At 70.7% G+C, this 17,297-nt stretch carries 20 protein-coding genes; 12 read left to right on the top strand and 8 right to left on the bottom strand.

All coding sequences use genetic code 11. From position 1 onward, the window contains the following. Nucleotides 1-34 precede the first annotated feature (34 nt). Together HD595_RS13715 and HD595_RS13710 are read right to left on the bottom strand one after the other, a co-directional pair. Nucleotides 35-295 (bottom strand): helix-turn-helix domain-containing protein, encoded by a 261-nt coding sequence (locus HD595_RS13715; protein ID WP_253781151.1) that lies wholly within the window; start codon nucleotides 293-295, stop codon nucleotides 35-37. Between the two features lie 585 nt (nucleotides 296-880). Next, nucleotides 881-1,141 carry a hypothetical protein gene (locus HD595_RS13710; RefSeq protein ID WP_253768971.1) on the bottom strand — a complete coding sequence of 87 codons (261 nt, stop codon included), beginning with the start codon at nucleotides 1,139-1,141 and terminating at the stop codon, nucleotides 881-883. A 224-nt stretch (nucleotides 1,142-1,365) separates the two neighbouring features. Between HD595_RS13710 and HD595_RS13705 the strand changes: the two genes are divergently transcribed. Then, the gene (locus HD595_RS13705) at nucleotides 1,366-3,402 is read left to right on the top strand and encodes a right-handed parallel beta-helix repeat-containing protein (protein WP_253768969.1); all 2,037 of its coding nucleotides are present in this window, start codon (nucleotides 1,366-1,368) and stop codon (nucleotides 3,400-3,402) included. Nucleotides 3,403-3,473: 71 nt separating this feature from the next. Here HD595_RS13705 and HD595_RS13700 read toward each other — a convergent pair whose 3' ends face one another. Then, entirely contained in the window at nucleotides 3,474-3,824 is a 351-nt protein-coding gene (locus HD595_RS13700; RefSeq protein ID WP_253768967.1) for a winged helix-turn-helix transcriptional regulator, read from the bottom strand. 71 nt (nucleotides 3,825-3,895) lie between these two features. On the opposite strand from HD595_RS13700, the gene HD595_RS13695 reads away from it, so the two are divergent. Both HD595_RS13695 and HD595_RS13690 read left to right on the top strand, forming a co-directional pair. Continuing rightward, a complete protein-coding gene (locus tag HD595_RS13695) occupies nucleotides 3,896-4,858 on the top strand; it encodes an alpha/beta fold hydrolase (protein WP_253768965.1) in 963 nt (320 codons plus the stop codon). Between the two features lie 82 nt (nucleotides 4,859-4,940). Next, nucleotides 4,941-5,507, top strand: coding sequence for a hypothetical protein (locus tag HD595_RS13690; RefSeq protein WP_253768963.1), 567 nt, complete (start codon nucleotides 4,941-4,943; stop codon nucleotides 5,505-5,507). 57 nt (nucleotides 5,508-5,564) lie between these two features. Here HD595_RS13690 and HD595_RS13685 read toward each other — a convergent pair whose 3' ends face one another. Then, complete coding sequence (locus HD595_RS13685; protein WP_253768961.1) at nucleotides 5,565-6,512, bottom strand: aminotransferase class I/II-fold pyridoxal phosphate-dependent enzyme; 948 nt, start codon at nucleotides 6,510-6,512, stop codon at nucleotides 5,565-5,567. Nucleotides 6,513-6,614: 102 nt separating this feature from the next. Between HD595_RS13685 and HD595_RS13680 the strand changes: the two genes are divergently transcribed. Both HD595_RS13680 and HD595_RS13675 read left to right on the top strand, forming a co-directional pair. Beyond that, the gene (locus HD595_RS13680) at nucleotides 6,615-6,803 is read left to right on the top strand and encodes a DUF885 family protein (RefSeq protein WP_420540705.1); all 189 of its coding nucleotides are present in this window, start codon (nucleotides 6,615-6,617) and stop codon (nucleotides 6,801-6,803) included. Between the two features lie 121 nt (nucleotides 6,804-6,924). Then, entirely contained in the window at nucleotides 6,925-7,368 is a 444-nt protein-coding gene (locus tag HD595_RS13675) for a hypothetical protein (RefSeq protein ID WP_253768959.1), read from the top strand. A 10-nt stretch (nucleotides 7,369-7,378) separates the two neighbouring features. Here the strand turns inward: HD595_RS13675 and HD595_RS13670 are convergent, their stop codons facing one another. Further along, nucleotides 7,379-8,338, bottom strand: a complete 960-nt coding sequence (locus HD595_RS13670) for an NAD(P)-dependent alcohol dehydrogenase (protein WP_425566639.1) — start codon at nucleotides 8,336-8,338, stop codon at nucleotides 7,379-7,381. A 149-nt stretch (nucleotides 8,339-8,487) separates the two neighbouring features. Here HD595_RS13670 and HD595_RS13665 point away from each other — a divergent pair, with 149 nt between their 5' ends. After that, nucleotides 8,488-9,114, top strand: coding sequence for a TetR/AcrR family transcriptional regulator (locus HD595_RS13665; protein WP_253768957.1), 627 nt, complete (start codon nucleotides 8,488-8,490; stop codon nucleotides 9,112-9,114). 40 nt (nucleotides 9,115-9,154) lie between these two features. After that, nucleotides 9,155-9,793 (top strand): class I SAM-dependent methyltransferase, encoded by a 639-nt coding sequence (locus tag HD595_RS13660; RefSeq protein WP_253768955.1) that lies wholly within the window; start codon nucleotides 9,155-9,157, stop codon nucleotides 9,791-9,793. A 140-nt stretch (nucleotides 9,794-9,933) separates the two neighbouring features. Here HD595_RS13660 and HD595_RS13655 read toward each other — a convergent pair whose 3' ends face one another. The 3 genes from HD595_RS13655 to HD595_RS13645 all read right to left on the bottom strand — a co-directional run bounded on the left by HD595_RS13655 (nucleotide 9,934) and on the right by HD595_RS13645 (nucleotide 13,862). Next, nucleotides 9,934-10,494, bottom strand: coding sequence for a hypothetical protein (locus HD595_RS13655; protein WP_253768953.1), 561 nt, complete (start codon nucleotides 10,492-10,494; stop codon nucleotides 9,934-9,936). A gap of 79 nt (nucleotides 10,495-10,573) precedes the next feature. Beyond that, entirely contained in the window at nucleotides 10,574-12,943 is a 2,370-nt protein-coding gene (locus HD595_RS13650; protein ID WP_253768951.1) for an SCO7613 C-terminal domain-containing membrane protein, read from the bottom strand. Nucleotides 12,944-13,157: 214 nt separating this feature from the next. Next, a complete protein-coding gene (locus HD595_RS13645) occupies nucleotides 13,158-13,862 on the bottom strand; it encodes a hypothetical protein (RefSeq protein ID WP_253768949.1) in 705 nt (234 codons plus the stop codon). A gap of 142 nt (nucleotides 13,863-14,004) precedes the next feature. Here HD595_RS13645 and HD595_RS13640 point away from each other — a divergent pair, with 142 nt between their 5' ends. The 5 genes from HD595_RS13640 (at nucleotide 14,005) to modB (ending at nucleotide 17,281) form a co-directional block, all read left to right on the top strand. Then, nucleotides 14,005-14,607 (top strand): RNA polymerase sigma factor, encoded by a 603-nt coding sequence (locus HD595_RS13640; RefSeq protein WP_253768947.1) that lies wholly within the window; start codon nucleotides 14,005-14,007, stop codon nucleotides 14,605-14,607. Between the two features lie 52 nt (nucleotides 14,608-14,659). Then, nucleotides 14,660-15,127 (top strand): peroxiredoxin family protein, encoded by a 468-nt coding sequence (locus HD595_RS13635; protein ID WP_253768945.1) that lies wholly within the window; start codon nucleotides 14,660-14,662, stop codon nucleotides 15,125-15,127. A gap of 113 nt (nucleotides 15,128-15,240) precedes the next feature. Then, nucleotides 15,241-15,654 carry a TOBE domain-containing protein gene (locus HD595_RS13630; protein WP_253768943.1) on the top strand — a complete coding sequence of 138 codons (414 nt, stop codon included), beginning with the start codon at nucleotides 15,241-15,243 and terminating at the stop codon, nucleotides 15,652-15,654. An 11-nt stretch (nucleotides 15,655-15,665) separates the two neighbouring features. Next, on the top strand, nucleotides 15,666-16,463 hold the full coding sequence (gene modA, locus HD595_RS13625) for a molybdate ABC transporter substrate-binding protein (RefSeq protein ID WP_420540704.1): 798 nt from the start codon (nucleotides 15,666-15,668) through the stop codon (nucleotides 16,461-16,463). A gap of 5 nt (nucleotides 16,464-16,468) precedes the next feature. Then, nucleotides 16,469-17,281 carry a molybdate ABC transporter permease subunit gene (gene modB / locus HD595_RS13620; RefSeq protein WP_253768941.1) on the top strand — a complete coding sequence of 271 codons (813 nt, stop codon included), beginning with the start codon at nucleotides 16,469-16,471 and terminating at the stop codon, nucleotides 17,279-17,281. Nucleotides 17,282-17,297: the final 16 nt, after the last annotated feature.

The raw sequence follows: 17,297 nt of genomic DNA, 5'->3' as shown, positions 1-17,297 counted from the left end.
GACCAGCCGGCCGGCCCACACACCGGATACGAATTCAGGGTCCCGCCTGGCGGGCGCGAGCCTCGTTGATGCGCAGCGCCTCGGCGAGCTGGTCTTCCAGGATGATGATCCGACAGGCGGCTTCGACGGGTGTGCCCTGGTCGACGAGCTCACGGGCTCTGGCGGCAAGGCGTAGCTGGTAGCGGGAGTAGCGGCGGTGGCCGCCGCTGGAGCGTCGAGGTTCGATCAGCTTGGCGGCGCCCAGAGCGCGCAGGAACGCCGCGGTGACGCCGAGCATCTCCGCGGCCGCCCCCATGCTGTAGGCGGGATAGTCGTCATCGTCGAACCGGTCTTCGGCGTTGCCTGTGGCCCCGTCGGGAGCGGGCTGGTCGACGCCGGCTGGAGTGGCTTGATCCATGCATCCCCTTCATCACGCGAACAGGGGGCCCCGACGCCTGTCGCGTCGGGGCCCCGAAGAGGTTCAACACCATCTACCGGCCGTCTGGCCGGCTTACTGTTTCCGCACTCGCCGTGCTTCGCGACGGTGATGCGGGGATCGCGGATGTGTGACCGTAGACCACCTTCCTATCTGTGGAACTGCGGTACCCGAGCGGCGATACTCAGCCGGCGCCGGGCGATCCTGATGGCGTTCAACGCTCCCTTCATCCCTATCCGGACCACTGTCCGATTTCACCGTCGGCAGCGCGTCCACGATCTGGGCCCCTTACCACTGCGCTGGCCCGTCACGTCCGACCTTCTGCCATCAACCTTGACTTCATCCTGTTGCGGGGCGTTCGTCGTGGTGCACTCCTGCTTCTTGCCGCCCCGCAGATCCGTTCTTGCGCTGACAGAAACATTAGCCCCGCTGAGCACGAATGTCTACTGCGGCCACTACAGATTTTCATCTCCGGGCTTCCGGTCGGTTCGGTCGGTCAGGGCGCTCCAGCCCTTCGCCGTCGAGCGCTGCTCGCATCTGGCTGAGCCACTGCTCGCCGTCGCCGCGCTCGCCGATCACTCGTCTCAGGCGTCGCAACGTGTCGCCGAGCAGCTCCCGGTCCGCGTCGGCGAGATCCGGCGTGCGGTCGCGGCTCGCGATGAGGTGTTGAGCCTGCTCGACCCGGTCAGTGAAGTGCGGTGCCGGGACGTCGAGCCGAACCGGCACCCGGAGGCGGCGAGCCGCTGGGCCTCTGACGCCTGCATCGTCGCCCGGCCTGTCTCCCCGGAGTGCGATCTTCGGTCGCTGGATCACGAGGTCAGGGCGGCCGTCGCCGCCTTGACCGGGCGCCTTGACGTGATTTGCCCACGCGCGGGCGATCTTCGACGCTACTCTACGCTCGCAACAACGTCACCGGTAGAACGGAAAAATCCATGCGACATTCTGTTGTCGTGGGCGCGTTACTCGCCGTGGTCACCATTACCAATCTCCTGGTCGGTCAGGCCGCAAGCGCGGCGACCACGGCGGAGCGCGCATCCGGCGGCTGGTACGCCGAATTACCGGACGCCTTACGAGTCTGCGAAAATGCGCCATGGAAAGGCGGACCGGCCAGCGCGCCGTCAGGCGCCATAGTGGTCCCGGCGGGCGACAACAAGGGATTCGACTTCGGCCAGGCCGGCAAGACCTACTGGTTCGCCCCGGGCACGCACACTCTGGGTGACGGCAGCTACAGCAAGATCACTCCTGGCGGCGACAGCGTCTTCGTCGGAGCTCCGGGCGCCGTCCTGGACGGCAAGAACATCAATCTCTACGCCTTCGCCGGCGGGGCGGCCAATGTGCGCATCGCGTACCTGGAGGTCCGCAACTTCGGCACCGGCAAGGACAACAACAACGAAGGCGTCATCAACCACAACTCAGCCAGCGGCTGGGTGATGGAGTACCTCTACGCGCACGACAACGACGGCGCGGCGGTGTTCCTCGGCGACGGCAACACGATCCGCCACAGCTGCCTGAAGGACAACGGCCAGTACGGCATCAGCATGTTCAAGGATCAGGTCGAGGGCGACTCGGCGATCAAGAACATCGTCGTGAACAACAACGAGATCGCCGGCAACAACCAGGACGACTGGGAGTCGCGGATCGAAGGGTGCGGCTGCACCGGCGGCGTGAAGTTCTGGGACGTCCAGGGCGCCACCGTCACCGAGAACTACGTGCACGACAACCTGAGCGTCGGTCTCTGGGCCGACACCAACAACATCGACTTCCTGTTCGACCGCAACTGGATCGAGCACAACGACAGCATCGGTCTCTGGTACGAGATCAGCTACAACGCCACCATCACCCGCAACGTCTTCAAGCGGAACGCGTGGGTGAGCGGCAAGGAGAACCTCGGCTCGCCGGGGCCGGCGATCTACGTCTCGGAGTCCGGCGGTGACGCCCGGCTCGCGAGCGCCAAGAGCGGCAGCACGAACCTCAATATCAACGACAATTACTTCGAGGACAACTTCTCCGGCATCTCGATCTTCGAGAACACCAATCGCTTCTGCAATTCCAACGGCAACACCAGCAAGTCCTACTGCACGCCGTTCGTCGCCCCGACGATCATTCCGAAGCCGTACGACTACGACTATCTCCACCCCATCAACGCCACCCACCCCTGCTACACGTCCATCAAGAACGAGCCTTATCGCAGCGACTGCCGCTGGCATTCGCGCAATGTCAAGGTGTTCGACAACGAGTTCCGCTTCAACAAGGCGAACGTGCCCTGCGCCGGAACCTACTGCGGCGTTCAGGCCCTGTACGCCCAGGGCGAGAACAACCTGCCCTGGATGCCGTACACGGTCGCCGAGATCCAGCAGAACGTCATGCTGACCGGCGGCAACAGCTTCCACGACAACACCTATGTCGGTGACTGGACGTTCGTGAAGGGTTGGGGCGAGGCGATCTCGTGGAACGCCTGGCGCTCCGCCCCCTACAACCAGGAGGCGGGCAGCACCCTCAACGGCGCGACGGAACCGCCTCCCGTGCCCAACGCCCTCGACGCCGACACCGCGACGCTCGAAGGTTCGCTCGGCAAGTGGGCCGCCTGGTACGGCAGCTCCGTGCAGAGAGCCGCCGGAGCAGCCCACTCGGGCGCGTACGGGTTGCAGATCGATGTCACCGCGGGCGGAGGATGGGGCGTGCAGCTCGGCAACTGGCCCGGATTCGCGGCCGCCCCGGGCGCCAAGCGGGTCAGCCTGTGGGCCAGGCAGGGCACTGCCGGCATTTCCGCCGCGACCGTCAGCGTGCTCTGGTTCGACTCCGATCAGCAACTGCTGCGCACCGATCAGGTTCCGATCAACGGCCTGAGCACGAACTGGCAGGAGTTCACCGCGCAGCTCACCGCGCCCGCGTCGACCGCCACCGTCATGCTGGAGGTCAGGAGCGCCAACGGCGCCGTCGGCAACTCCCTCCACCTCGACGACATCGTGGTGGCCGACCAGCGGTAACGGCTTCGACGTCCACGACCGCCGACCCACGGGGCCGGCGGTCGTGGCGAGCCGGGAGATCTCCGGTTCGCTCAGGCGGCGGGAATGGCCTCGATGGTCTCCATGTGCTTCTCACCCCATTCGCCGAGGGGGATGAGGGCCTGGTTGAGTGACTCCCCGAGTGGGGTCAGCGAGTACTCCACCTTCGGCGGGACCTGGTGATACACCTCGCGGTGCACCAGGCCGCAGTGCTCCATCTCGCGCAACTGGATGATCAGCGACTTCTCGCTGATGCCGGGCACGCCCCTCCTCAGGTCCCCGAAACGGCGCGGGCCTTCATGCAGGGCCCACAGGATCAGCGCCTTCCACTTGCCGCCCACCACGTCCACGGCGGCGTCCAGTCCGCACGAGTAGCTGCGCTTCTTCACCCTGCGTCCTCCCATACTGAAGAAAAGGTAGGTACCTGAAAAAATAGTAGGTACTTGTCGGGAGTGCTGCACGGAAAGCAGGATCGGTGACGCCGCGGGAGGGGCCCATCCCCGGCGTCATCCATTTCTTCACCAGCACGGAGACCACCATGAACTACGGGCGCATCACCGCCAACGGCATCGACTTCTCCTACGCCGAGGAGGGGGAGGGACCGCTGGCCCTGCTGCTGCACGGCTTCCCCGAGTCCGGGGACGTCACCTACCGCCACCTCATCCCGGCCCTCGCGGCGGCGGGCTACCGGGCCGTCGCCCCGAACATGCGGGGCTTCGCCCCCACCGCGCTCCCGTCGGACGGCAGCATGCTGCTGCGCGACCTCGTCGACGACGTCAACGCCCTGCACCAGGAGCTGGGCGGCGGCGACGACGCGATCCTGGTGGGGCACGACTGGGGGGCGGGCATGGCCTGGTCCGCCGCCGTCACCGCCCCCGAGCGGTGGTCGCGGCTGGTGGTCAGCGACGTCCCGCCGCTGCGGTTCTTCGGCGCCTACGCCGCCACCTTCGAGGGCATCGAGAACCTCAACCACTTCTGGTTCATCCAGATGGACCTGGCCACCGACGTCCTGGCCGCCGACGACATGGCCTGGCTGCGCCGGGGCCTGCAGGACAAGTGGACCGCCCCCGGCTTCGACGCCACCGAGGAGATCGACGGCATGCGCAAGGCCCTGGGCGAGCCCGCCCGCCTCCGTGCGGCCCTGGACCTCTACCGGACCAACTTCGGGCCCAAGCAGATGGGCACGCCGGAATGGGCCGCCGAGCACGGCCGTCTGTGGGGCAGCCTGCCGAGCCAGCCGACCCTGTATCTGCACGGCACCGAGGACAAGAGCGTCGTGATGGACCAGGAGACCCTGGACGCCATCGGCGCCGCCCTCGCCGAGAGCAACAAGGACTCCGAGGTCGCCTTCGTCGAAGGGGCCGGGCACATCGTCCCGGCCGAGAAGCCGGACCGCTACAACGAACTCGTGCTCGCCTTCCTCGACAAGAAGATCTGAACGGCTCCCGCGTTCTCCACGGCGCCGCCGGCGACGGCATGTGAGCCGCAACTTCTCGGCGGGATCGGCACTCTAATCCGGCATGATCAAGACGATGACGGTGGCCGCGGCCGTGGCGACGACACTCCTCGCGGCCTCCCCCGCCGCTCCCGCTGCCGCGCGAACCAAGACGATCTCCTTCGGCGGCATGACCCTGACCGTGCCCGGCGGATGGACCCCGCGTCATCTCACCGCCGGCGATGACTGGCTGACGGTCACCACCGAGAAGTGCGGCAAGAACGTGGAATGGTGCCGGAGCTTCACGCTGGCGGGCGCCCAGACGATCAAGGGCGTGGGTGACATGAAGGGGTACCGCACTGACCGGCCCTTCGCGCCCGGAACCGGCGAGGTTCCTTGCCGGTTCATTGCTGACCTGAACCACGCTGAGCGCTTCCCGTCGGCCAAGCCCCTGGTGAACGAGTTCCGGCCGGTGGGCACGCGTAAGGCCCAGTACAGGGAGTGGGCGGGGGAGTGCTACTCCTTCAAGACCGGGAAGACGGTCAAGCGCTTCGTCCAGCGCGTGTGGTACCTCCCCAAGGAGAAGGTCCTCGTCGTGGACGGTTGGAACCATGCCGAACTGGCCGGCGTCCTGGCTCGCGCTCGTTGGTGACGGAAGGGCCGGGCGGGGTCTCCGAGAGCGGCGCCCCGGCCCGCACCACCAGCCGCCTCAGCGGCCACCGCTCCGGGGCAGCGCGGCCCAGGCCGTCGCGAGGCGACTGACCAGCTCCGCCGAGATGTCCGGGGCGAAGGAGCAGGGGAGGCGGATGTAGTCGTCGTGGGCGCCGGTCGGATCCATCGTGGCGCCCGGGACGACCTCCGCGCCATGGCGCAGTGCCACCTGCGCGTAGATCCGTGCGTCGGTGCCCGGGGGAAGCCGGATCCACAGCACGGAGCCTCCCTGTGGTTCCCGCCAGCGCCAGTCGGGAAGCCGCTCAGCCAGCAGCCGGGTGACGGTGGCGAGCCGCTCACGGCGGATGCGGTCCCGCTCGGGCGCGAGCGCCGGGAGCTCGGGAAGCAGCCGGGCGGCGAGGGCCTGGTCGAGGAGCGGGCTGCCGAGGTCGCTGAGCGCCTTGAGCCGGGCCAGGCGTGTCACGGCGTCCCGCGGCGCGCGGATCCACCCGATCCGCAGGCCGCCCCATACCGCCTTGGCCAGCGAGCCCACCGTCAGCACCGTTCCTCCGGCATGGTGCGCGGCGATCGGCGGCGGGGCCTGCCCGGGGGCGAGAGCCGCCGCGCGGGCGCTGTCCTCGAGGAGGGGGACGCCGTGTTCCGCGGCGAGCTCGGCCACCCGGATCACCGCGGTGGCCTGGCCGCCCCGTACCCGGCCGTCCGCCGGAGTCCGCTGGTCGGCGGCTGCTCCCGACACCCGCGTGCTGCTGCCCCGACGGGTCTCGACCAGGCCCGAGCCGCGCAGCGCGTCGTAGACGGCGACCACCGTCGCCCGGCTGACCGAGAGCGCGTCGGCGAGCCGCCGCTCGGACGGCAACCGGTCACCCGTACGCAGGTCCCCCGACCGCACCGCTCGGACGAACGCCTCGGTGAGCCGCCGGTACAGGGGCCCCTCGGCCGAACTCCACTCGCCCAGCAGGTCGATCAGTTCGGATGTCTCGGACATCCCGCGATGCCGGTCCACGTTCCCTCCATCTGCACGGGTGTACGAGCCGCTGCCGCCAGAGGCTAACGGCAGCCCGCCCCTGCGCGCCCCGCCGACAGGGCGGTGCACCGGCTGCTGCTCGACTCGCTCTGCGGCGGGTACGCCTGGGGCAAGCTGGCCATCCGCGACCTGCGGGACCGGGCGCGCGAGCGTTGGGGCACCGGGTTCTCGCCGCGCGGGTTCCACACCGCGCTGTTCGACCTCGGTGCTCCTCCGCTCGGCCTGCTGGACACCGCACTGGAGCGCGGCTGAGGCGTGGGCCACGGCGGGCGGGAGTGGGTCTGGCCCCACCCACCCGTACGGCCAACTCCATATCGGGCCAGGTCAGGCGCTGCCTAGCATCGCTACCACAACGACACGGAGGAGAAGAATCATGGCGAACGCCGGCGACAGCACGACCACGACGGCGCACCTCGGCGACGCCCGCACCCAGGAGGCCTTCGCCACGGTGAAGAAGTGCGTCACGCTCTTCGGCGCCGTCAGCGCCATCATCCTCGGGGTGGTCGCGGTGATGGCGTTCACCGGCCACGAGGCGACCTCGTTCATGTGGATCCGGGGAGCCGTCCTGCTCGCGATCGCCCCGCTGCTCCACCGGATGACCGTCCGCGCTTCGGAGGGGTCGTCCAAGGCTTTCGACCGGGTGCGCACCCTGTCCACCATCATGCCGATCGCGATCATCGGCGTCGACCTGATCCCCGGCCTCTGCCCGGCGTGGTACGCCGTGCTCCAGGGCCTGTCCGCGCTGGCCCTCGTCGGCGTCGCCTTCGTCACCCGCGGTTCCGCGCTGAGCGCGGCCTTCCCCAAGACCGCCGGATGACCCCTGGCTCTCAGACGACCCGGACGATGATCTTGCCGCGGACGCCGCCCGCCTCCAGGGCGCGGTGTGCCTGGGCGATCTCTTCCAGGGGGTACGTGGTGTCCACGACCGGGCGGACGGCCCCGATCTCCACGTACCGGGTGAGGTCGGCGAACAGGCGATGGGTGGGCCGGCCGCTGAAGAAGCGCACGCGCCGCCGGCCGTACACGGTGGAGGCGGCGATGTACGCCAGGGACGCGGCGGGGCGGTCGACGTCGAAGGCGATCGCCACCATGCGGCCCGACGGCGTCAGGAGGCGCCGGTAGGCGGCCAGCTCGGTGCCGGCGGTGTCCATGACCACGTCGAACCGCGGCAGATCGGCGGGGCGCGTGGCGGCGTAGTCATGGGCCTCATGGGCGCCGAGGTCGCGGACGAGGTCGAGGTTGCGGGCCCCGGCGAGGGCGGTGACGTGGGCGCCGAGCGCCCTGCCGAGCTGCACCGCCACGACGCCTACGCCGCCGCTGCCGCCGCGTACGAGCAGGCGCTCGCCCGGTCGCAGCCGCGCCAGGTCGCGCAGTGCCGTGATCGCCGTCGTGCCCACCGGGAGCGCCGCGGCCTCCACCAGGTCGAGGCCCGCCGGCACGAGGGACAGGTGACGGGGACGGACGGCCAGGTACTCGGCGAGACTGCCGAACGTGCGGTCCAGCACGCCCCACACCCGGTCGCCCACCCGGGGGCCGGGTTCGGCCGGGTCGGGGCCCAGGGCGACGACCTCGCCGGTGAAGTCGAGCCCCATGCGTTTCGGGAAGCCTCGCTGCATCAGCGCCGTCACGGGCCGCAGCCTGCCCGCCCGGCCGTGCAGCTCGCCGCCGTTCACGCTGGCGGCGTGCACGCGCACCAGCACCTCGCCGGGTCCGGGGACCGGCTTGGGCGTCTTGCCCACGTACAGCACTTCCGGGGGCCCGTACCGGTCGAACAGGACGGCGCGCATCTCGGTCGCATTCATCTCCATAGGGGTGACGCTAACCGGCTAACCGGAGAGGGCCGTCCATTTACGTTAATGTGAGAAACATGCCTGGTCATGCCTCTCAGATGGGGTCTCAGATGAAGCCTCCTCTGGAGCCGCGGATGGAGCCTCGGATGGAGCCCGCGCCGGCGCTGCGGGCCGACGCGCGGCACAATCGCGCGCGCATCCTCGAAGCCGCGCGGGAGGCGTTCGCCACGCGGGGGCTCGACGTGCCCATGGCCGCCATCGCGCGGCGCGCCGGGGTCGGCGTGGCCACGCTCTACCGGCGTTTCCCGTCACGGGAGACGCTGATCACGGAGGTCTTCGGCGACGAGCTGGCGGCGTGCGCGTCGGTCGTGGACGAGGCACTGGCCGACCCGGACCCGTGGCGGGGGTTCTGCTCGGCGATCGAGAAGGTGTGCGCGATGCAGGTCGCCGATCTGGGGTTCACCGAGGCGTTCCTGACGGCGTTCCCCGACGCGATCGACTACGAGCGTACGCGGGTGCGGGCCGAGCGGGGCTTCGCCGAGGTGGTGCGGCGGGCCAAGGCCGCGGGGCGGCTGCGCGCCGACTTCGACCTGGCCGACCTGACGCTGTTGCTCAAGGCCAACTGCGGCGTCGCCGCCGGAGCGCGGGAGGCCGCCGAGGCGGGGTCGCGGCGGCTGGTGGCGTACCTGCTGCAGTCCTTCCGGGCCGAGCACGCCGCGCCCCTGCCGCCGGCGCCGCCGCTCACCCTCGCCTTGCTGCACGAGCGTCGATGATCGACGACTTTCCCCGGCCGATGAACTACAGTCGTCCGCCGTGGCCGAATCCTCCCCCTATCTGACCGCGACCGCGGACGCCTACGACGCCGTCGCCGACCTCTACGCCGACCTCGCCCGGGACTCGCTCGACCGCCTGCCGCTGGATCGCGCGATACTCGCCGCGTTCGCCGAACTCGTACGGGCCGCCGGACCCCGGCGCGTCGCCGAGGCCGGCTGCGGTCCCGGGCACATGACGGCGCACCTGCGTGACCTCGGGCTGGACGCCTTCGGCGTCGACCTGTCTCCCGCGCTGATCGACATCGCCCGCAAAGACCACCCCGACCTGCGCTTCGAGATCGGTTCGATGGGCGACCTCGACGTGGCCGACGGCGAGCTGGGCGGTCTGCTCTCCTGGTACTCCGTCATCCACATCCCCCCGCCGGAGCTGCCGCCGTACCTCGCCGAGTTCCGCCGGGTGCTGGCCCCGGGTGGACACCTCCTGCTCGGCTTCTTCGAATCCGAGGGCGGCCCGGTGCAGCAGTTCGACCACAAGGTCATCCCGGCCTACCGATGGCCGATCGACGACCTGGCCGATCTGACCGGCAAGGAGGGGTTCGTCGAGGTGGGGCGGATGCTGCGCGAGCCTCTGGAGGGCGAACGCTTCCGCCGCGGCCACCTGCTGATGCGCGCACTGTAGGCCCCGGCGTACCGGCGGCGGACACGCGGGCGACCTGACCCGGACCAGGCCCGCCCGCCGCCCACGTCCGCTACCGCAGACCGGCCGCCACCTCGATGTGCCACACCACACGCAGCAGATCCCACGTCGGCAGCCGCTGCTCAAGCTCCTTCCTGGAAGAGGTTGAGCGCCACTGGTCCGCGGTGAAGGACGTGTGGCACGTCACCCCACGGGAGCAGCGGCTCCTCGGGGCCGAGGTTCCGGAGCCGCTCAAGAGCGCGGTGGGTCACCTCGGAGACAGCCCGCAGCGTGGCGGTGGTCAGAGGGAGACAGTCGTCCTCCGTGCCTGGGTCGGCGGTCCCGGATCCTGGTGTGACACGCATGAGCCGGATGCAGCATCGCTCCGGGGCGAGCTTCGCCGCGTCGAGTGTCCAGACCGGGCCGTCCCACACACGTCGGCCGGCGCTCCGCGCTGCGTCGAACAACACCGTGGGGTCGAACGGTGAAAGGAAGACCACGTCAGCCCATGCGCAGTCGAGCGGTATCACCCGCTCGCGCAGGCGGTCCTCGCGGCCGATGTATTTGGCGACGTGGCGTGCGTGGAGGTCCGGGTGACGGTCCCGGAGCATCGCCAGCGGCAGCACATGGTCGCCACGCGGATCTGTGATCGCGGTGTGGAAGAGGGTTCCGCGAGCGCGCCGAGGAGGAATTCTGGTGGACATATGAAAAGCGTCGGACCCGGCAGCGGTGTCCGACGCGTTTCGTACATTCTATCAGTAATGACCTTTCGGGGGCGGTGCGTCAGCTCATCGCCGTCAGGGTTTCGCGCAATCGGCGCAGGTCGCGCATGCGGGCCTCGTACGTAGCGCCGACCACCACGAGCAGCAGGCCGCCCACGGCGATCGGCACCCAGTTCGGCACGGTGAGGAGCAGTTCCGAGACGTACGGGGCCAGTTCCCGCACCGCGACCCCCGCGACCACGACGGCGCCGATCGCCGTGGGGGCCTGGAGCCGGAGCCGGGCTCCGGCGAGCAGCACCGCCAGCGCCAGCACGCCGAGCGTCAGCGAGCGCCGCCATTCGGTGTCCACGTAGACCGCCACCAGGCTGGGCAGCATCGTGAACGAGAGGCCGGCACCATAGGCCGTCCAGGACGAGACCGGTGCGCCGCGACGCCGCCGCCACCACCCGGCTCCCAGCAGGACCAGCGAGCACGGCACCGTGTACGCCTCGACGACGGTGACCTCGTCCACCGCCAGCCGCAGCCACGAGGCCAGCAACAGCAGGACAGTGCCCGTATACCTGAGGCCGTTCGCGCCGCCTCGGACGGCCGAGCCCGCCCACAGCGACATGAGCAGCACCAGCACCCCGGCCACGGCGAAGCCCACGCTCGCCGCGACCAGAACGCGCAGGCCCAGCGAGAAGCCCACCACCACCGCCTCCAGCCCGAGGAACAGCGCGGCGAAGCCCAGTCCCCAGATCCGGAGTTCCTTCAGCCTGGCCCGCAGCGCCAGGGCCGCCGTGGCCAGCGCCAGGATCGGCAGGACGATCAGCGTTGCCGGCTCGCTGCCGAACGCGTACGCCGCCGCCCGTAGCGAGACCGGGCCGGCGACGAGCGCACAGGTCACCGACCACCAGGGCGCCCGGCCCAGTGCGGCGGCCGTCGTCAGTGCGACGGCCAGCACCGCCTGGACCGCCACCGCGGCCGGGTACGGCATCCCGAAGGCTTGTGGGGCGACCGCGACCATCAGCGCCGCGACCATCAGCGCCGCGGACACCATCCCCCCGGACACCATCCCCCCGGACACCATCCCCCCGGACGCCATCGCCCCGGGCTCCGCCGGCTCCGCCGGCTTCGCCGGGCGCGTGCCGGTGCCGCGCACGGCCGCCGCCAGGAGGCCGGCCGCCAGCACCCCCAGCGCCACCACGTCCGCCGGCGACGCCGCCTCGAACGGCCGCCACCGCGGTCCGTGCCACGTGCCCGTCCAGAGCACGTCCAGCCAGGCGAACGGCGCCGCCAGCGTGGACACGAGCCGGGACAGCAACGTCAGCGTGGTCAGCAGCGCCACCAGCCCGCCGGTGGCCATGCCCGCCGACCGTACCTTCCGCCAGGGCAGCCAGGTGGCCGCGAGCGCGACGGCGAGTGCGGGGACCAGGTAGGCCAGGGGACGCCAGTACGTGCCGGGACCGTTCAGCGCGGGCTGCGCCAGCGCGGCCGGTACGGCGATCAGCGTGAGCGTGGTTCCGACGGTGACGGCGGCGGCCCAGGTCTGCCCTTCGTCCTTGCCCGGCTCGGCCAGCAGCCATGTCACGAACCCGCCGAGCACAGCCAGCGCGACCAGCGGAACCGACCTGACCGCCGCCTCACCGACGGACGGCGCTCCGAGGGCGTTCGTCGCGCCGCCCAGCAGGGCGAGCGTCGCGACCCCGCTGCCGGCCAGCGCGGCCGTCACCCTCACCGCTCCCCGGCCGTAACGGACCAGGGGGACGTCGAGCGCCGCCGTGGCCACCAGCATGGCCACCAGCCAGGTCATCGACCACTCGCCGGTCAGCAGTGGCAGGACGGGCTGCGCCAGCACCACGGCGACCGGAGCAGGTCCGCGAAGCCGGGTCACCCGCGCATAGGCCACCAGGACGAGCGCGATGAGCCCGAGCATCCCGGCGGTGTAGGCCAGCGCGTCGAGGGCGTCCACTCCGAGGAACCCCACCCGCCTGGCCGCGTAGCCGTCGAGCAGCAGCAGCGCGACCCCGAATCCGGCCACGGTCTCGGCCGTCGCGGTGAGCCGGCGCCGGAGCAGCGCGATCGGCGCCAGCATGACCAGCGCCGTGAACACGGCCAGCACGGCCGCCCGCCCGCCGATGCCCAGCAGACCCCAGCTCACCACGGTGAACACCACCGCCGCCACCGTCAGCAGCAGGCCGCCGAGGATGAGCAGGACGTTCTTCGCGGCGCCTGGGGAGACCTCGCGCGCCGGGGCGCCGGGTCCTGCGGCGACTCCGGTGTTCGGTGGCAGCGCTCCCGCGGGCCCCTGACCCGCCGTACCCGAGGTCGCGAGTCCCGTGCCTGCCGCACCCTCGGTGGGCGCGCCGGCGCGCAGGATGCCGAGCAGTTCGGTACGGCGGGCCTGCAGCCGCGCCTGCCGGTCCCGCAGCTCTGCGAGAGTCTGGTCCACCAGCCAGAGTTCGTGCGCGGCGGGTCCCCGCAGAGGCAACGCGCACTTCGGACACCTGGCCACCGGCCCCTGCGGCCCGGTCCCGGACAACATCGCCCCGCAGTCAGGACATTTCATGCCTTCGCGCACCGATACTCCGCTTTAAGCCAGTAAGACAGCGCATACTTCAGCGCGAGATCCTTGCAAACCACTGTCACCGCGGACCGGCGAGAGCTCATGGGTGATCGGCTTGGATCGTGGTCGCCACAGCGGCCAGGCGGTCCTGGACCAGCCGCCGCCCCTGAACGGGAATGTCGCAGGCGTCCATCGCCCGTCGCAACAGATCGAGATCGAACCCGTGCGTACCCAGATGGTCGATGAGCGGGTCATATCGGTCGGACCGGTCCCGCAGGAGCTCCGTGGCCAACCGGAGTTCCAGCCGGACGACCGGCACATGGTGAGAGCCGCAGGGGAGCAGGACGTAATGCCGCCATGGCCCGCTGCCCGCGCATTCCAGCGCGTCCGAGTCGACCGCCCTTTCGAGGGTGCTGAGCTCCACTTCGACCCCGTTCACCGCGAACCTGGTGAAGTACTGCGAGGTTTCGGGGAGCCATGACGCCGCGTACAGGCAGGGGAAGGACGACAGTGCCGCGGCGAACGTGTCCAGGTCGTCCCGGTCGGCGAGCAGGATGTCGATGTCCCCGGCGCGGAGCGGGACGCCCTGCAGCAGCGCGGCGCTCGTGCCGCACACGCGATACGCCAGGTCGGCGCCCGTCGCTTCGAGCGCGTCGAGCGTCATGGCTAATGCCGTGGTCGCGTCCGTCAGGGTCAGTGGTCTTGTCGCGTCGCTCATGGGGACGAACGTATCGACCAGGTGGGCGGGCGGGTCAGGGCTCCGATCAGCTCGCAGGCCGGCCAGTAGCTCGTCGGGACGTTCCATGGTGAATCCTTTCGCGCCGTGCGGCCCTCTTATGAGGTGATGGCCACACGGGGAAGGGAGACGGGTGTGGGGGACGTCGTGGTGCCGGCGGTGCGGCGGGTACGCTTCAGGGCCTTGTTCCGGCGAGGGCAGGGGTGTGCGCGTGGCTGACCGGGCTTGGGCGAGCGCGCAGCTCATCGAGGCCGCGCAGGCCGGCGATCGTGAGTCGATCGCCGCGGTGCTCTACGGCGCCCATACGCACGTGCGGCGCCTCGCGGAGCACCTTTGCGCCTCTCCGCAGGATGCCGAGGACGCCGCGCAGGAAGCGCTGATCATCCTCTACCGGAAGATCGGTTCGCTCCGCGCCACCGGGGCGCTGGCATCGTGGATGTTCCGCATCGTCCGGAACGAGTGCCTGCGCCGCGCTCGTCTGGTGTTCGAGCGTCAGGACGAGCGCCTGCTGTTCGAGCATCAGGACGAGGCCAGGAGCGGTCTGGTGTCCTCGGCCGAGGACGAGGCCATCCGGCGCCTGGAGGCCGAGCTGGTCGCGCGGGCCATCCAGGAGCTGCCCGAGGTCCAGCGCAGAGTGCTGATCATGCGGGACGTCCTCGGCTACCCGGGGCCTTCGGTCGCGCGGTCGCTCGGCCTGAGCAACGCCGCGATGAAGTCCCAGCTGCACCGGGCCCGCAACAGGCTCCGGCTCGGCTTGGCCGGCGGAGGCATGAGCGGCCCCGCCGAAGGCCCGCGTGACCCCGCTTCCGCGTGAGGTCCGTCTTTTCACCATCCGAGCAACCTGAGGTTGAAAAGGAAGTTCCGTCATGCTCGAAACTGGATCGACCGCGCCCGACGTGGTGCTGCAGGACACCGACGGCCACACCGTCCGCCTGTCCGACTACCGGGGCAGGAGCGCCGTACTGATCTACTTCATGCGCTCGACGTCGTGCCCGGTCTGCAACCTGCACGTCAAGGACCTCGTCCGGCGCCGCGACGAGTTCGCGGACGCCGGCGTCCAGGTGCTGGTCGCGGTGCCCGAGGACCGTGCGGAGGCGGCCGCGTGGAAGGCCAGGCGCGGGCTCCCGTTCCCCGTGCTCGTCGGCCGCCAGGGCACGCCGCACGAGATGATCGGCCTGGGCAGGAAGGTCTTCGGCGCGCTCCAGCAGTCCGGCAGCGTCCTCGTCGACTCCGCGGGCGTCGTCCGTCACGCCCACGGGTCCACCCTGCCCACCGCCGGTTACGACAAGAAGGGGATCGCCGCGGCCCTCAAGGAGGGCCTGTCGATCGCCTGACGCCGCGGGTCCACCACTCTCGTGGATGCCACGCCGAAGGAGGAGATCCGCCCGCTGTTTCGGGGCGATGGCGGTCTTCAGGCTGGCATGTGCGAAGGGTAAGGTGGGGTTCTGTGACGACGTTTCGGATCAGCGAGGCCGCGGCGCTGCTCGGGGTCAGCGCCGACACTGTCCGCCGGTGGGTGGACGCGGGCCGGCTGGCGGCCGAGCGGGACGAGCACGGTCACCGGCAGGTGAACGGCGCCGATCTCGCGGCCTTCGCCCGCGCCCAGGTCGGGGAGACCGAGAGCGGCAACCGTTCCTCGGCGCGCAACCGCTTCCGCGGGATCGTGACCGAGGTGCTCCGGGATTCGGTGATGGCGCAGGTGGAGATCGCCGCCGGGCCGTTCCGGGTGGTGTCGCTGATGAGCCGCCAGGCCGCCGACGAGCTGGGCCTGGAGGTGGGCGTGGTGGCGATCGCCGTGATCAAGTCCACCAACGTCGTCGTCGAGATCCCTGGTCATGAGCGCGTGCCCAGCAGCCTGTGAGGAGCCCCCTGGTGTCGAGGCGTTTTCCCCGGTGGACCGTCGCCCTCCCCGTCGCGCTCGTGCTCGGCCTGGCGGGGTGCGGTTCCGCCGCGCCGGCCGGCTCGGCGGCGGCCACCCCCGCCGGCGGGGCCGAGCGGGCGAAGGAGGTTACGGTGTTCGCGGCGGCGTCCCTGACCGGCGCCTTCACCGCGCTCGGCCAGCACTTCGAGGCGGCCCATCCGGGTACGTCGGTGAAGTTCAACTTCGGCTCCAGCGCGACGCTCGCGCAGCAGATCGCGCAGGGCGCGCCGGCGGATGTGTTCGCCGCGGCCAGCCCGGCCACGATGAAGACGGTCACCGACGCGTCGCTGGCGAGCTCGCCGACCACGTTCGTCCGCAACAAGCTGCAGATCGCCGTACCGTCGGACAACCCGGCCAAGGTGGACGAGCTGAAGGACCTGGCCGACCCCAAGGTCAAGGTGGCGCTCTGCGCCGAGCAGGTGCCGTGCGGGGCGGCGGCGGTCAAGGCGCTGGGCGCGGCCGGGCTCAAGGTCAAGCCCGTGACGCTGGAGCAGGACGTCAAGGCCACGCTGACCAAGGTCGAGCTGGGTGAGGTCGACGCGGCCCTGGTCTACCGCACGGACGTGATCGCCTCGGCGGGCAAGGTCCAGGGCATCGCCTTCCCCGAGGCCGACAAGGCGATCAACGACTACCCGATCGCCGCCCTCGCGAAGGCTCCCGCCGGTGAGCTGGCGCAGCAGTTCGTCGGCCTGGTGCTGTCCCCGCAGGGCAGGGACGTGCTGACCAAGGCCGGTTTCGAGGCCCCCTGATCAGCATGGGCGCCGCCACCGAGCACCATCGCACCGCTCCGGCGCGGCCGCCGTGGGTGCTGCTCGTGCCGGCGCTGGCGGGACTGGCGTTCCTGGTGCTGCCGCTGGCCGGGCTGCTGGTGCGGGCGCCGTGGTCCACGCTGCCGGCGCGGCTGGCGGAGCCGTACGTGCTGGAGGCGCTGCGGTTGTCGCTGGTGACGGCCACCATCGCCACCGCCATGAGCCTGCTGCTCGGGGTGCCGCTGGCCTGGCTGCTGGCCCGAACCGACTTCCCGGGCCGGCGCCTGGTGCGGGCGCTGGTGACCGTGCCGCTGGTGCTGCCGCCGGTGGTGGGCGGCGTGGCGCTGCTGCTGGTGCTGGGGCGGCGCGGGCTGGTCGGGCAGTGGCTGGAGTCGGCGTTCGGGATCACGCTGCCGTTCACCACGGCGGGCGTGGTCGTCGCGGAGGCGTTCGTGGCGATGCCGTTCCTCGTCATCAGCGTAGAGGGCGCGCTGCGGGCCGCCGACCGGCGTTACGAGGAGGCCGCGGCGACGCTCGGCGCCTCCCGCTGGACGGTCTTCCGCCGTGTCACCCTGCCGATGGTCATGCCGGGCGTGGTGGCGGGGGCGGTGCTGTGCTGGGCCCGGGCGCTCGGCGAGTTCGGCGCCACGATCACGTTCGCGGGCAACTTCCCCGGCACCACCCGCACCATGCCGCTGGCGGTCTACCTGGCGCTGGAGACCGAGCCGGAGGCGGCCATCGTGCTCAGCCTGGTGCTGCTGGCGGTCTCGGTGGTCATCCTGGCCAGTTTGCGCGACCGGTGGGTGAGCGCGCCATGACCGTGCGCGACCGGTG

This window comes from Nonomuraea roseoviolacea subsp. carminata (genome assembly GCF_024172185.1).
Lineage (GTDB): Bacteria > Actinomycetota > Actinomycetes > Streptosporangiales > Streptosporangiaceae > Nonomuraea > Nonomuraea roseoviolacea.
The sequence above is the reverse complement of the archived record's forward strand: the minus strand, read 5'-3'. Positions and strand labels throughout refer to the sequence as shown.